A 15,414-nucleotide genomic window follows, 5' to 3' on the forward strand; every position below is an offset into this window, starting at 1 on the left:
GGGAATATGGAAAAAAAGATAGCTGTTATATTGGGAGATGGAATAGGGCCGGAAGTAACCCGCCAATCCATCCGCGTGCTGGATGCAGTCGCCAAACAGTTTGGTCATGTATTTCATTATTCTTATGCACTCATGGGAGCTGATGCTATTGACAAAACAGGCAGCCCCCTGCCCGATGAAACCATCGAAACCTGCCTTAACAGCGATGCCATATTATTTGGTGCAATCGGTCATCCGAAATACGACAATGACCCCAATGCAAAAGTAAGACCGGAACAGGGTTTGCTGATGCTACGGAAATCATTGCAACTATTCGCCAATATCCGGCCGGTCACAACCTATGCATCCCTTCAGCATTTATCGCCGCTGAAGCCGAAAATCCTGGAAGGAATCAATTGTGTCATCTTCAGGGAACTGACAGGCGGCATTTATTTTGGCAACAAAACCTTATCGGAAGATGGCAACACCGCCTCTGACGATTGTATTTATACGAAAGGAGAAATTGAGCGAATCGCTCACCTCGCTTTCAGGGCAGCTCAGCAAAGAAGGAAGAAACTTACCCTGGTTGACAAGGCCAATGTATTGGAAACCTCCAGGCTATGGAGAAAAGTTGTGCAGGAAATGGCTGCACAATATCCCGATGTTTCTGTTGACTTCCTGTTTGTTGACAATGCCGCCATGCAGCTCATCATAAACCCCAGGCAATTCGACGTGATCCTCACCGAGAATATGTTCGGCGATATCCTGAGCGACGAAGCAAGCGTCATTACCGGATCACTGGGGCTCCTGCCATCGGCTTCCATCGGTAATGGCGGTGCTTTATTTGAACCCATCCATGGTTCCTATCCGCAGGCTGCCGGGAAAGACATTGCCAACCCCCTGGGGTCTGTACTTTCGGCAGCAATGATGCTCGATCACTTTGGCCTTACGGTGGAAGCTGCCAAGGTTAGGGCGGCAGCACAGTGGACCCTGGACAGCGGTTTTGTTACCAAGGACATTGATCCAGTAAATTTTTATTTCACTTCGACAATCGGGGAATTGATCTGCGATTTTGTACAGGATAAAATCCATACTGAATTGCATCCGGAAAATATCCAGTTGAGAAAATCTACCATCATTTGAGGCCGCAGCGTCGGCACGAATGATTGATTGAATATTAAAAGTTCTTTTTTTAAATTGACGGGCGTTTGTATATTTGTAATATATCATCGCCTGATGAAAGGAAAAACAATACATATCATCCCAGCACTGATCGCAGTCATTATTGTGGTGGTTATTATTATTATTCCTGTCATGCAAGGAGGTGGTAACTGTATATAAAATAGTCAAACTAAATACAAACGGTCCACCTCAAAAAGGTGGACCGTTTTTTTTATTAACCATGTCAACGTATTATAACAAAAACACGATTCTTTACCTCAATGGCCAATTTGTAAAAGCCAGTGAGGCAAATATTGACCTGTATAGTCAGTCAATGCATTATGGCTATGCGGTATTCGAAGGCATCCGCTCTTACCGGACAGCCAGCGGAGAAACCCGGATATTCAAGCCGGCAGAGCATTACGAGCGGCTGCAACGCTCCGCCATGGCCATGAATATGCCATATTCCTGGGGCGTGGAGGAGTTGACAGATGCCACTTACAAAGTTTTGGAGGCCAACCATTTGCAGGATGCCTATATCAGGCCATTGGTATTTGCACCTGCCAACATGAGTTTCAGCCTCAATAAAGAATCCTATCTCACCATCCAGGTATGGGCGATGGAACCCTTCCTGGGAGAAAACCTGTTGAATGTGATGGGTTCCTCTTTCCAGCGGCCCAATCCAAAAGGATTTCATATAGAAGCCAAAGCATCCGGGCACTATGTGAACTCGATCCTTGCCAGCCAGGAAGCAAAATCAAAGGGTTTTGATGAAGCCCTGCTTACAGACATGAATGGCTTTATCGCTGAAGGACCGGGAGCCAATGTGTTTTTCGAAAAAGACGGCAGGTTATTCACTCCGCCCGCAGGGAATATCCTACCCGGCATCACAAGGGCAACCGTGTTGGAATTATGCCACCATATGGGAATAGAAGTGGAACAGAAATTATTTACCGCTGAAGCCCTGAAAGGTTCCGATGCCGCTTTCTTTTGCGGTACCGCCGCTGAAGTGATCGGCTGGAAAAGCTTTGACGGCGTTCCTTTTGCAAAAAACTGGAACGATTCCCTTGGCCGAAAAATCCAACTCGCCTATAAAGCTCTTGTTACAGAATCAATAACAGAACCTGTATCTGCCTGATAAAAAATTAATCAACAACCATATTTCTACATGTCAAACGAATTGAATAAATATTCCAAAACCCTTACACTGGACCCGACCCAACCTGCTGCACAGGCCATGTATTATGGCATTGGCCTTACTGATGAAGATCTTCAGAAAGCGCAGGTCGGTGTGGCAAGCATGGGTTACGACGGCAATACCTGTAACATGCACCTGAACGATCTGGCCAAACTGATCAAGGAAAGTGTATGGCAGAATGATATGGTTGGACTTACCTTCCATACCATTGGTGTAAGTGATGGTATGAGCAATGGCACGGATGGCATGCGTTACTCTCTTGTTAGTCGCGATATCATTGCCGATTCCATTGAAACTGTTTGTGGCGCGCAATACTATGATGCCGTTATTGCAGTGCCGGGTTGTGATAAAAACATGCCTGGTTCCATTATTGCAATGGGTAGACTAAACCGTCCGGCTATTATGGTCTATGGTGGCACCATCGCTCCCGGGCATTATAAAGGCCAGGACCTGAACATTGTTTCGGCATTTGAAGCATTGGGACAAAAAATTGCGGGCCAGTTATCGGAAGCCGATTTCAAGGGTATTGTAAAACATTCCTGTCCGGGTGCCGGCGCTTGCGGAGGCATGTATACTGCCAACACCATGTCTTCAGCCATTGAAGCACTTGGCATGAGTCTCCCCTACTCTTCTTCCAACCCGGCGCTCAGCGAGGAGAAAAAGAAAGAATGCATGGAAGCAGGAAAAGCCATCCGGCTTTTACTTGAAAAGGATATCAAACCCAGCGATATCATGACCCGTAAGGCATTTGAAAACGCTGTTACTGTCATCATGATCCTTGGAGGATCAACCAATGCGGTTTTACACCTCATAGCGATGGCAAAGAGCGTTGGTGTTTCGCTTACCCAGGATGATATCCAGGCCATCAGTGATAAGGTTCCGGTGCTGGCGGACTTCAAACCAAGTGGTAAATACCTGATGCAGGACCTGCATGAACATGGTGGCATACCATCAGTGATGAAATACCTTTTACAAAATGGATTGCTGCATGGCGACTGCCTGACAGTTACCGGAAAAACCATTGCTGAAAACCTGGCTGCGGTTCCCGACCTGAATTTTGAAACCCAAAAGATCATCCGTCCGCTGGAACATCCATTGAAAGCAACAGGGCATCTCCAGATTCTTTATGGTAACCTGGCCGAAGGTGGCAGTGTGGCTAAAATCAGCGGCAAGGAAGGCGAAAATTTTGTTGGACCGGCGCGCGTCTTTGACGGCGAGCAGGAATTGATCGCAGGTATCAGCAGCGGAAGGGTTAAGCCCGGAGATGTTGTAGTGATCCGCTATGTAGGGCCCAAAGGTGGGCCAGGAATGCCGGAAATGCTGAAACCGACATCCGCCATCATTGGTGCCGGTCTGGGTAAATCCGTTGCATTGATCACAGATGGCCGCTTCAGTGGCGGCACACATGGATTCGTCGTCGGACACATCACGCCTGAAGCATACGATGGCGGGTTGATTGCATTGGTCCATGACGACGATACCATTGAGCTCGATGCAGTGAACAACACCATCAATCTCAAGGTTGCACAGGACGTGATCGAAAGCAGAAAAGCAACCTGGTCGAAACCATCATTAAAAGCAAACAAAGGAATTCTATATAAATATGCAAAGCACGTTAAGTCAGCCGCAGACGGCTGCGTTACCGACGAAGACTGAGAACATCAGCGGATCCCAGGCAGTACTGGAAGCATTGGTGGCAGAAGGCGTTAAAACTATATTCGGTTATCCGGGCGGGGCCATCATGCCTATTTATGATGCGTTGTATGATTACAGCGAGAAACTGGAACATATCCTGGTAAGGCATGAACAGGGAGGCATACACGCAGCCCAGGGATTTGCCCGCACATCGGGTGAAGTGGGTGTGGTATTTGCCACCAGTGGTCCGGGTGCCACCAATCTGGTTACCGGATTGGCAGATGCCATGATCGACTCTACTCCTATTGTAGCGATCACCGGGCAGGTGTTTGCACACCTTCTTGGTACGGATGCATTCCAGGAAACTGATGTGATCAATATTACCACACCGGTAACCAAATGGAATTACCAGGTGACCGATGCAACGGAAATCCCCCATGTACTCGCCAAGGCATTTTATATTGCCCGCAGCGGCAGGCCGGGCCCCGTATTGATCGATATCACCAAGAATGCACAGCTGCAGAAATTCGATTACGAAGGGTACAAGGCCTGTGACCATATCAGGAGTTACCGGCCCAAACCTGTTGTCAGAAAAGAATTCATCAGGGAAGCTGCCAAACTGATTAATGAGGCCAAACAGCCATTTGTTATTTTTGGCCAGGGAGTGATCCTTGGTAAGGCAGAAAAGGAGTTTCTTCAATTCATTGAAAAAGCAGGTATTCCTTCCGCCTGGACCATCATGGGTATGAGTGCCATCCCTACCGATCATCCGCTGGCTGTTGGCATGCTTGGCATGCATGGCAACTATGGCCCTAACGTACTCACCAACGAATGTGATGTACTCATTGCCGTGGGTATGCGCTTTGATGACCGTGTAACGGGCCGCCTGGATAAATATGCAAAGCAGGCAAAGCTTATTCATCTCGACATCGATCCGTCTGAGATCGACAAGAACGTAAAAACAACTGTCCCTGTCTGGGGTGATTGCAAAGAAACTTTACCGATCCTGACAGGGCTGATTGAACAAAAAGTATATCCACAATGGTTGCAACGTTTCCGTGATTTCGAACTGCAGGAAAAGGAAACATGTGTGGAGCCCGAGCTGAACCCGACCAGCGATAATATGACCATGGGTGAAGTAATCAGAACCCTGAATGAATTATCCGGCGGCAATGCAGTTATAGTGACGGACGTGGGACAGCACCAGATGGTAGCCTGCAGATATGCTAAATTCAACCAGTCAAAGAGCAATATTACTTCGGGAGGATTAGGAACCATGGGCTTTGCATTGCCGGCAGCCATTGGCGCTAAATACGGAGCACCGGATAGAACCGTAGTGGCTGTAATAGGTGACGGCGGTTTCCAGATGACAATCCAGGAACTGGGTACCATCATGCAAAGCAATGTGGATGTAAAGATCCTGATCCTGAACAACCATTTTCTTGGAATGGTTCGCCAGTGGCAGCAGTTATTCCATGACAAGCGATACTCCTTTGTGAACATCGCGAGTCCCGATTTTGTACAGGTTGCAAAAGGATATGGTATTGATGGGAAAAGCATCAGCGAAAGAAAAGATCTTCAGACTGCCATGCAGGAAATGCTCCACCATAAAGGAGCCTACCTGCTGGAAGTAAATGTAGGTAAAGAGAACAACGTATTCCCAATGGTGCCGCAGGGATGCAGTGTTGCGGAGATCAGGCTGAGGTAGTGAATAGTGAATGGTGAATAGTGAAACCAGATTTTTTTTTCGAATCGCAAAAAACATCAAACAATGACCAAGCAAGAATATACCATAACCGTTTACACCGAAAACCAGATAGGCCTGCTGAACCGCATTGCCATTATGTTTTCACGGAGGAAAATCAATATTGAAAGCCTGAATACATCACCCAGTGAGGTGGAAGGTATACATCGATTTACAATCGTCATCCACGAGGTGGAAGAAGTGGTGAAGAAACTGGTTCGCCAGATCGAAAAACAGGTGGAAGTATTAAAAGCCTATTATAATAACAATGAAGAACTCATCTGGCAGGAAATGGCGCTTTATAAAGTGTCAACTGATGAGATCGCAGAAAAGGTAAAAGTGGAAAGGCTGCTGCGCGAATATGGTGCAAGGGCGGTGGTGATCAGAAAAGACTATACCGTTTTTGAAACCACCGGCCACCGCGAAGAAACAGACAAGCTGATCAGGGTACTGGAACCCTTTGGCCTGATTGAGTTTGTGCGAAGCGCGAGAATTGCCATTATAAAAGCAAGCCGTGGTTTTCATGAAAAAATCCGCGAGTTCGAGCAACACGAACCCAGTGAACAGGTAATTGAAAACGAATTCCTGGACAAACAGCAGGAAGTGTTCTCCATGTGAAATGGTGAATGGTGAATTGTAAATAATCTTTCAAGCAATAACAAACCCAAAAAAATGGCAAAATTAAATTTCGGCGGTGTAGAAGAAAATGTAGTAACCCGCGAAGAGTTTCCTTTAGCGAAAGCACAGGAAGTTTTAAAAAATGAGACTGTAGCTGTTATCGGTTATGGTGTACAGGGCCCCGGCCAGGCATTGAACCAGCGTGATAACGGTATCAATGTAATAGTAGGTCAGCGTAAAAATTCAAAGAGCTGGGACAAAGCCGTTGCAGACGGATTCGTTCCAGGTGAAACACTGTTCGATATTGAAGAAGCTTTACAACGCGGCACCATCATTTGTTACCTGCTGAGTGATGCTGCACAGATCGCCCTGTGGCCAACCGTAAAAAAATACCTGACCCCCGGAAAGGCTCTGTATTTCTCTCACGGTTTTGGAATCACTTTCAACGAGCAGACCGGCATCATTCCCCCGGCCGATGTGGACGTATTCCTGGTTGCACCCAAAGGAAGCGGTACATCACTTCGCCGCATGTTCCTGCAGGGTCGTGGACTGAACAGTTCCTATGCCATTTTCCAGGATGCAACCGGAAAGGCAAAAGAAAGGGTAATTGCCCTGGGCATAGCTGTAGGCAGCGGTTACCTCTTTGAAACCGATTTCAAAAAAGAAGTATACTCTGACCTTACCGGTGAAAGAGGAACCCTGATGGGTGCCATCCAGGGAATTTTCGCAGCGCAGTACCAGGTATTACGCGACAAAGGACATACCCCCAGTGAAGCATTCAACGAAACTGTTGAGGAACTGACACAGTCACTGATGCCGCTGGTGGCAGAAAACGGAATGGACTGGATGTATGCCAACTGTTCTACAACAGCGCAGCGCGGAGCACTGGACTGGTGGAAGAAATTCCGCGACGCAACAGCCCCCGTATTCAAAGAGCTGTATGAAAGTGTGGCAACCGGCAAGGAATCACAGCGCTCTATCGACAGCAACTCTCAGCCCGACTACCGCGAAAAGCTGGAAGAGGAATTGAAAGAACTGCGTGAAAGCGAAATGTGGCAGGCTGGCAAAACAGTTCGCAGCCTCCGTCCTGAAAACCAGGCAGGAAAAGCATAATGATATCAGGGATTTATGGTCAATGGTGAATGGGTGATTGAGTCAATCGGCAGCCCATTTACCATTGACTTATTCACCCATTCATCCATTCACCCATTCACCATTAACCAATTGACCATTCACCATTTGCCCCATTCCCTCGACTTCCACAAAGCAGCTTTCCGGATAAAGAAAGTGGTTAAAAAAACACCCCTGACCTTTAACCAGAACCTGTCGCGCATGTTTGGCTGTAATGTGTATCTGAAGCGGGAGGATCTGCAGGTGGTGAGAAGCTACAAACTCCGCGGCGCTTACAATATGATGAGCAGCCTTCCCCCGGAACAATTACAGAAAGGGGTTGTTTGCGCCAGTGCCGGCAACCATGCGCAGGGATTTGCTTACAGTTGTAAAAAACTGAAAGCAAAGGGTGTCGTTTTCATGCCGATCATCACTCCAAACCAGAAGGTAAAGCAAACTAAAATGTTTGGGGAGAACTGGATTGAGATCAAACTGGTGGGTGATACATTTGACGACTGCGCCTTTGCAGCAAAAGCCTTTACGGAAGAACATGGAATGACCTTTATCCCTCCCTTCGACGACGAAAAAATCATAGAAGGCCAGGGCACCGTAGGGGTTGAAATTCTGGAAGAACTACCCGAAATAGATTATGTGTTCATACCGGTTGGCGGAGGCGGACTGGCAGCCGGGGTAGGCAGTTACCTGAAAACCTATTCTCCCAAAACCAAGATCATTGGTGTTGAGCCCGAAGGCGCACCTTCCATGACCCGAGCCCTCGAAAAGGGAGAACCGGTAACCGTGGAAAACATTGAGCGGTTTGTTGACGGCGCCGCTGTAAAACGAGTGGGCGACAAAACTTTTAAAATCTGCCGTGAAGTGCTGGACGATATGCTGCTGGTGCCCGAAGGCAAGGTCTGCTCCGTAATCCTGAGATTATACAATGAAGACGCCATCGTGGTGGAACCCGCAGGCGCTTTGTCCATAGCCGCACTTGACCAGTACGCCGACAGAATTGCAGGCAAAAACATAGTCTGCATCATCAGCGGCAGCAACAATGATATCGACCGTATGCAGGAAATCAAGGAAAGATCACTGCAATATGAAGGACTGAAACATTATTTCCTGATCCGTTTTGCCCAGAGACCGGGCGCATTGAAAGAATTTGTAAATTTTGTACTGGGACCCAACGACGATATTACCCGGTTCGAATACATGCAAAAACATAACAAGGAAACAGGTCCCGCCCTGGTAGGAATTGAATTGCAAAGCCGTTCCGATTACGAAGTTCTCCTGGGAAACATGGCGCGCTACAATATCAATTATACCGAACTGAATAAAGATGATAACCTGTTCGGCTACCTGGTGTAACAACAGCCTCCTGCCACCAATGGAACCAGGCTCTGGCTTGGTATACCAGGGATCCGGAGTCCGGCTAAAAAATATTACAACTGTAAAATTTACCCGTTTTTTCAATTTTTTGTTGTATATTCATAGCCTGCTTGCTAGATATATTAAATTCCATATAGGAAACAGCATATTTTATTGAAAAATTTCTAAACTGCATTATCAACGATGGCAAGCAATCAGGGTTTATACCACCCCTCCTTTGAGCACGACGCCTGTGGAATTGGTTTCGTAGCCAACATTAAGAGCAACAAATCTCACCAGATTATTTCCGATGCACTTACCATTCTGGAAAACATGGAACACAGGGGCGCCTGTGGTTGTGAGGTAAATACCGGCGATGGCGCAGGAATCATGATCCAGACCCCGCATGAGTTTTATTTTGACGAATGCGTTAAACTGGGCATTCACCTGCCCTCATTCGGCAAGTATGGTGTAGGTGTGTTGTTTTTCCCCCGCGAAATCAGGCTAAGGGAAGAATGTCGCGACATATTTAACCGTGCTGCGGAAAAGCTTGGACTGGATGTAATCGGCTACAGGAAAGTACCTGTTAACACCGAAGGTATCGGCCCCACCGCGCTCAGTGTTGAACCGGAAATGGAGCATGTGTTCATTGCATGTCCCGACCATATCAACAACCCCGATGATTTTGAGCGTAAACTGTTTATCCTGCGCAATTATGCCAGCCATACCATCAACAATACAGTAAAGAAAGATGCCATCGGTTTTTATATCGCATCGCTTTCCTACAAAACAGTAATCTATAAAGGTCAGCTGACCAGCCACCAGGTCAGGGAATACTTTCCTGATTTGAGCGACAAAAGAATGGTAAGTGCTTTCGGACTGGTTCACTCCCGTTTTGCTACCAACACCTTCCCTTCCTGGAAACTGGCACAGCCTTTCCGTTATATGGCACACAATGGTGAGATCAATACGCTTCAGGGTAACCTTAACTGGCTGCGCACCAGCGAAAAAGGCTTTACTTCCCCGTATTTTACCAAGGAAGAAATGGACATGCTGCTGCCGATTGTAACAGAAGGCCAATCAGACAGTGCATGTCTCGACAATATGATTGAACTGCTGACGCTCACCGGTCGCTCCCTGCCACATGTTATGATGATGCTGATCCCGGAAGCCTGGGATGGCAACGAGCATATGGACCCGGTGAAAAAAGCTTTTTACGAATTCCATGCTGCTTTCATGGAGCCATGGGACGGTCCTGCATCAATCTCATTTACCGATGGGAAAATTATTGGCGCCACCCTCGACAGGAACGGTCTGCGCCCTTCACGATATGCTGTAACCACTGATGACCGGGTGATCATGGCTTCGGAAACCGGCGCATTGCCTGTAGATCCTGCCCTCATCAAGGAAAAAGGCCGCCTGCAACCGGGAAAAATGTTTGTAGTGGACCTGGAACAGGGACGCATCATCAGCGATGAAGAACTAAAACAACAGATATGCTCCCAAAAGCCTTATGCAGAATGGCTGAATAAATATAAGATCAGGATGGAAGAACTGCCTGAACCAAGGGTACTCTTCACCCATCTGGAGCACGACCAGGTGTTCAAATACCAGAAAGCATTTGGCTATTCTACAGAAGACCTGGAAACAATCATTGCCCCAATGGCAGTTGATGGAAAGGAACCAATTGGTTCAATGGGCACCGACACTCCACTTGCTGTATTGAGTGACCAGCCCCAACACATCAGCAGCTATTTCAAGCAATTATTCGCACAGGTAACCAATCCGCCAATCGATCCAATCCGTGAAAGACTGGTGATGTCACTGGCTACCTTCGTTGGCAACAATGGAAACCTGCTGTCGGAAGATCCGCTGGCAGCCCACAGTGTAGCCCTGAAGCATCCTGTGCTCAATAACCACGAACTGGAAAAGATAAGAAGTATCGACACGGGTATTTTCCAGGCAAAAACATTACAGTGTTATTTCCGTGCCGATGGCAAACCAGGTTCAATGCAAAAAGCGCTGGACAGGATCTGCCGTTATGCAGTGGACGCCGTTCAGGATGGATTTGAAGTACTGATCCTTTCAGATCGTGCCATCGATTCTGACCACGCCCCCATTCCGTCACTTTTATCTACTGCAGCTATACACCACCACCTCATCCGGAAAGGATTCCGTGGACAGGTCGGGTTGGTTGTAGAAGCCGGTGATGTATGGGAAGTGCATCATTTCGCCTGCCTGATCGGATTCGGTGCCACCGCCATCAACCCCTACCTGGCATTGTCAACCATCCGCGACATGAAGCTGATGGACAAAATGGAAACAACACTTGACCCCGACCAGTTGAAGAAAAACTATATCAAGGCGGTTAATGAAGGTCTGCTGAAAGTGTTTTCAAAGATGGGTATCTCCACACTTCAGTCATACCAGGGCGCACAGATCTTTGAAATTATCGGGATCAACAAAACCGTGGTAGATAAATATTTCACAGGAGCCACTTCGCGTATTGAAGGCATGGGCCTCGATGAGATCGCGAAAGAAGCGCTGGCAAAGCATTTCCTGGCATTCAGCAAAAAAGATATCCCGGTAGATCGTTTACCCGTTGGCGGTATTTACCAATGGAAACGCAAAGGGGAAGCGCACCTGTTCAACCCACAGACCATTCACCTGCTTCAGTACGCTACCAGGATGAATGATTACAATACTTACAAGAAATATTCAAAACTGGTAGATGACCAGGGGCTGAAAGCCACTACCCTCAGAAGCCAGTTACAATTCAAGAATAACAGGCCTTCTATTCCGATTGAAGAAGTGGAATCTGCAGACAGCATCATGAAACGTTTTGCAACAGGTGCGATGAGCTTTGGTTCTATTTCGCATGAAGCCCATTCCACACTGGCAATTGCCATGAACCGCATCGGAGCAAAAAGTAATACCGGCGAGGGTGGTGAAGATGATATGCGCTACCAGGCCCTACCCAACGGCGATTCTATGAAAAGCGCCATCAAGCAGGTAGCATCAGGAAGGTTTGGGGTAACAAGTTATTACCTCACCATGGCCGATGAACTGCAGATTAAAATGGCGCAGGGTGCAAAACCCGGCGAAGGCGGTCAGTTACCCGGACATAAAGTTGACGAGTGGATCGGCAAAGTCAGACACTCCACACCTGGTGTAGGATTGATCTCACCCCCGCCCCACCACGATATTTACTCCATTGAAGACCTCGCGCAATTGATATATGACCTGAAGAATGCCAACCGTGCTGCCCGTATCAGCGTGAAACTGGTAAGTAAAGCAGGTGTGGGCACCATTGCAGCGGGTGTTGCGAAAGCAAAAGCAGATGTTATCCTTGTAGCAGGTTTTGATGGCGGAACCGGTGCATCACCTATCAGTTCCATCAAACATGCGGGCCTGCCATGGGAACTGGGACTGGCAGAAAGTCACCAGACCTTGCTGAAAAACAAACTTCGCAGCAGGGTGGTATTACAGGCAGATGGTCAACTCAGAACCGGACGCGATATTGCCATTGCCACTTTACTTGGTGCAGAAGAATGGGGTATTGCCACCGCCGCCCTGGTGGTAGAAGGCTGTATCATGATGCGTAAGTGTCACCTGAACACCTGCCCCGTTGGTGTGGCAACCCAGGACCCGGAACTGCGCAAGCGCTTTACCGGAAATGCAGATCATGTGGTTAATTTCTTCCGTTTTATTACGGAAGAATTCCGTGAAATCATGGCGGATCTCGGTTTCCGTACAGTAAATGAAATGGTCGGACAGGTTGATTTCCTGGAACAGAGAACTGATATCACTCACTGGAAATACAAGGGACTTGACCTGTCTCCCGTGTTGTACAAGGAACCGGCATCCATGTATACAGGATTGTACTGTGTGGAAGAGCAGGATCATGGTTTAAGCACTGTGATCGACTGGAAATTGCTTGAAGCCGCCCGGCCCTCACTGGAACAACAACAGAAAGTATTTGCATCATTTGATGTGAAGAACACAGACCGCACCATCGGTACCATTCTGTCGAATGAGATTTCCAAAAAATATGGCGCGGCAGGACTGGCAGATGATACCATTCATTTCAAATTCACCGGAACCGCCGGACAAAGTTTTGGTGCCTTCAATACCAAAGGGATTACCCTTGAACTTGAAGGTGATGCCAACGATTATTTCGGTAAAGGTCTCAGCGGGGCCAAGTTGATCGTTTATCCGTCACTGTTAGCAACATTCAAACCGGAGGATAATATCATCATTGGCAACGTTGCGTTTTACGGTGCAACATCGGGCACTTCGTTTATACGTGGTAAAGCCGGAGAACGTTTTGCTGTGCGTAATTCCGGAGCTACTGCAGTGGTGGAGGGAGTAGGCGATCATGGTTGTGAATACATGACAGGCGGCAAAGTGGTGATACTTGGTGATACCGGCAGGAATTTCGCTGCTGGTATGAGTGGAGGTATTGCATATGTGTATGATGTAAAAGGAATTTTTGCAGGTAACTGCAATACTGAAATGGTTGACCTTGATCCTGTTGGCGAGGATGATACAGCCGATCTGAAAGAGATCATCAGCCAGCATTATACGTATACCGGCAGTACTGTTGCCCAGTTCATCCTGAAAGATTTCGACAACCAGTTACACAATTTCGTTAAAGTATTCCCGCGTGATTACAAGAAAGTTCTCCTTGAACGCAAGGCCAAACAGGAAGCGAAACGGTGAAACGGAGAAACAGTGAATGGTGAATGGTGAATGGTGAATGGTGAATTAATAACAAACTTCAAATTTCAAACTTTATATGGGGAAGCCAACAGGATTTATGGAGTTCACCCGCGAGTTGCCCGGCAAGCGGCCGGTAGAAGAGCGTGTGAATGATTATAATGAATTTGTAAACCGATATTCGGACGAGCAGTTAAACAAGCAGTCTGCAAGATGTATGAATTGCGGCGTACCGTTTTGTCACAATGGATGTCCTTTAGGAAATGTAATTCCTGAATTCAACGATGCAGTATATCGCAAAAACTGGGATGAAGCATATGACATCTTAAGTTCTACCAATAATTTCCCCGAGTTCACCGGGAGGATCTGTCCTGCACCCTGCGAAACAGCTTGTGTGCTGGGCATCAACCAGCCTGCAGTAACCATTGAGGAAATCGAAAAGCATATCATCGAAATTGCCTTTGAAAAAGGATTGGTGAAAGCCCGCAAACCCAACCTGCGCACCGGCAAGAAGGTAGCGGTAATTGGTTCCGGCCCGGCCGGACTGGCAGCTGCGGCCCAATTGAATTATGCAGGACATTCCGTTACTGTTTTTGAAAGGGACGAAAAGCCCGGTGGACTTTTACGTTTTGGTATCCCTGATTTCAAACTGGAGAAATGGGTAATCGACAGAAGGGTTTCCTTGCTGGAAGAGGAAGGCGTTGTATTCAAATGCCACTCCAATGTAGGCGTGAATGTCAGGGTGAATGACCTGCTGAGAGAATACCAGGCAATTGTACTGGCCGGCGGATCCACCGTTCCCCGGGACCTGAATATTCCTGGCCGCAGTCTGAAAGGAGTGCATTTTGCAATGGAATTCCTGAAGCAGCAGAACAAGCGCAATTATAATGCAGACCCATTGGCATTCGGGGATATCGAAAGCAATATCCATACTGAACAACTGATGGCTACTGGTAAACATGTGGTGGTGATAGGTGGGGGTGATACGGGAAGTGACTGCGTTGGCACCTCCAACCGTCATGGTGCTGCTTCCATAACCCAGTTTGAATTATTACCAAAACCACCGGAAAGCAGAACACCTTTCATGCCCTGGCCGACCTACCCCATGGTCCTGAAAACCTCCACCTCTCATGAAGAAGGTTGTGAGCGGCAATGGGCGGTAGCCACCAAGGAATTCATTGGTGATGAAGCCGGGAACCTGAAAGCACTGAAGATAGTTAACCTGGAATGGACCAGCAGTGCTGATGGGCGGCCGGCGCAGTTCAGGGAAGTGGCTGGCTCGGAAAGGGAAATACCCTGCGAACTGGCTTTGTTCGCAATGGGATTTGTACACCCGCAGAAAGAAGGAATGTTATCAGAGTTGGGTATTGAGCTGGATGAAAGAGGAAATGTAAGGGCTGGCGAAAAGGCATTCCAGACAAATATTCCGAAGATCTTCACCGCTGGTGATATGAGGCGGGGACAGAGCCTGGTTGTTTGGGCTATCAGCGAAGGCCGCGAGTGTGCCAGGAAGGTTGATGAATTCCTGATGGGACAGTCAGTACTTGAAACAAAGGACGCAATGTTATCTGTAGCCAGTTGACATATTATATTTAATTACATATTTATTAAAAAGCGGCTTTTGCCGCTTTTTTTATTTATATCCTGAATTCTATTCATTTCCGTTATGCTTTAATACCAATGTTTAAGGGTGAAATAACACTGAATTTCGCTACGCCTGCAATAATTTATATAATTATTTGATTTTCAATATTTCATATAGATAATTATAGCTCCGAAGAAAGGATCGCCCCGCATTGTTTGAAAAAAGCTCGCGCAGAATTATATTATTTTATTTTATATGTGAATATTTAAAGCATTTTAACATGATTTTTATAGGTAC

The 15,414-nt window shown here is 47.2% G+C and carries 9 protein-coding genes; all 9 read left to right on the forward strand.

Features of this window, described 5'->3' with window-relative positions:
• Nucleotides 1-6: 6 nt before the first annotated feature.
• The gene (leuB, locus tag BC349_RS04150) at nt 7-1,122 is read left to right on the forward strand and encodes a 3-isopropylmalate dehydrogenase (RefSeq protein ID WP_187255471.1); all 1,116 of its coding nucleotides are present in this window, start codon (nt 7-9) and stop codon (nt 1,120-1,122) included.
• Between the two features lie 259 nt (nt 1,123-1,381).
• Entirely contained in the window at nt 1,382-2,278 is an 897-nt protein-coding gene (gene ilvE / locus BC349_RS04155; protein WP_187255472.1) for a branched-chain-amino-acid transaminase, read from the forward strand.
• 30 nt (nt 2,279-2,308) lie between these two features.
• A complete protein-coding gene (ilvD, locus tag BC349_RS04160; protein ID WP_187255473.1) occupies nt 2,309-3,994 on the forward strand; it encodes a dihydroxy-acid dehydratase in 1,686 nt (561 codons plus the stop codon).
• A complete protein-coding gene (gene ilvB, locus BC349_RS04165; protein WP_187255474.1) occupies nt 3,942-5,681 on the forward strand; it encodes a biosynthetic-type acetolactate synthase large subunit in 1,740 nt (579 codons plus the stop codon). The genes ilvD and ilvB overlap by 53 nt, the downstream gene beginning before the upstream one ends.
• Nucleotides 5,682-5,744: 63 nt before the next feature.
• On the forward strand, nt 5,745-6,335 hold the full coding sequence (gene ilvN, locus BC349_RS04170; RefSeq protein WP_187255475.1) for an acetolactate synthase small subunit: 591 nt from the start codon (nt 5,745-5,747) through the stop codon (nt 6,333-6,335).
• A 54-nt stretch (nt 6,336-6,389) separates the two neighbouring features.
• On the forward strand, nt 6,390-7,448 hold the full coding sequence (gene ilvC, locus BC349_RS04175; protein ID WP_187255476.1) for a ketol-acid reductoisomerase: 1,059 nt from the start codon (nt 6,390-6,392) through the stop codon (nt 7,446-7,448).
• 15 nt (nt 7,449-7,463) lie between these two features.
• On the forward strand, nt 7,464-8,813 hold the full coding sequence (gene ilvA / locus BC349_RS04180) for a threonine ammonia-lyase (RefSeq protein ID WP_187255477.1): 1,350 nt from the start codon (nt 7,464-7,466) through the stop codon (nt 8,811-8,813).
• Between the two features lie 204 nt (nt 8,814-9,017).
• Nucleotides 9,018-13,535: a glutamate synthase large subunit gene (gltB, locus tag BC349_RS04185; RefSeq protein ID WP_187255478.1), complete on the forward strand. Its 4,518-nt coding sequence runs from the start codon at nt 9,018-9,020 to the stop codon at nt 13,533-13,535.
• 76 nt (nt 13,536-13,611) lie between these two features.
• The gene (locus BC349_RS04190) at nt 13,612-15,114 is read left to right on the forward strand and encodes a glutamate synthase subunit beta (protein WP_187255479.1); all 1,503 of its coding nucleotides are present in this window, start codon (nt 13,612-13,614) and stop codon (nt 15,112-15,114) included.
• Nucleotides 15,115-15,414: the final 300 nt, after the last annotated feature.

The organism is Flavihumibacter stibioxidans, assembly GCF_014332695.1.
GTDB classification, from domain to species: Bacteria; Bacteroidota; Bacteroidia; order Chitinophagales; family Chitinophagaceae; genus Flavihumibacter; species Flavihumibacter stibioxidans.

Bases quoted from the DNA above. Each gene is read 5' to 3' on its own strand.
- ilvC (WP_187255476.1), top strand. From the start codon at position 6,390: ATGGCAAAATTAAATTTCGGCGGTGTAGAAGAAAATGTAGTAACCCGC.
- ilvA (WP_187255477.1), top strand. From the start codon at position 7,464: ATGGTCAATGGTGAATGGGTGATTGAGTCAATCGGCAGCCCATTTACC.
- ilvE (WP_187255472.1), top strand. From the start codon at position 1,382: ATGTCAACGTATTATAACAAAAACACGATTCTTTACCTCAATGGCCAA.
- leuB (WP_187255471.1), top strand. From the start codon at position 7: ATGGAAAAAAAGATAGCTGTTATATTGGGAGATGGAATAGGGCCGGAA.
- gltB (WP_187255478.1), top strand. From the start codon at position 9,018: ATGGCAAGCAATCAGGGTTTATACCACCCCTCCTTTGAGCACGACGCC.
- BC349_RS04190 (WP_187255479.1), top strand. From the start codon at position 13,612: ATGGGGAAGCCAACAGGATTTATGGAGTTCACCCGCGAGTTGCCCGGC.
- ilvN (WP_187255475.1), top strand. From the start codon at position 5,745: ATGACCAAGCAAGAATATACCATAACCGTTTACACCGAAAACCAGATA.
- ilvB (WP_187255474.1), top strand. From the start codon at position 3,942: ATGCAAAGCACGTTAAGTCAGCCGCAGACGGCTGCGTTACCGACGAAG.
- ilvD (WP_187255473.1), top strand. From the start codon at position 2,309: ATGTCAAACGAATTGAATAAATATTCCAAAACCCTTACACTGGACCCG.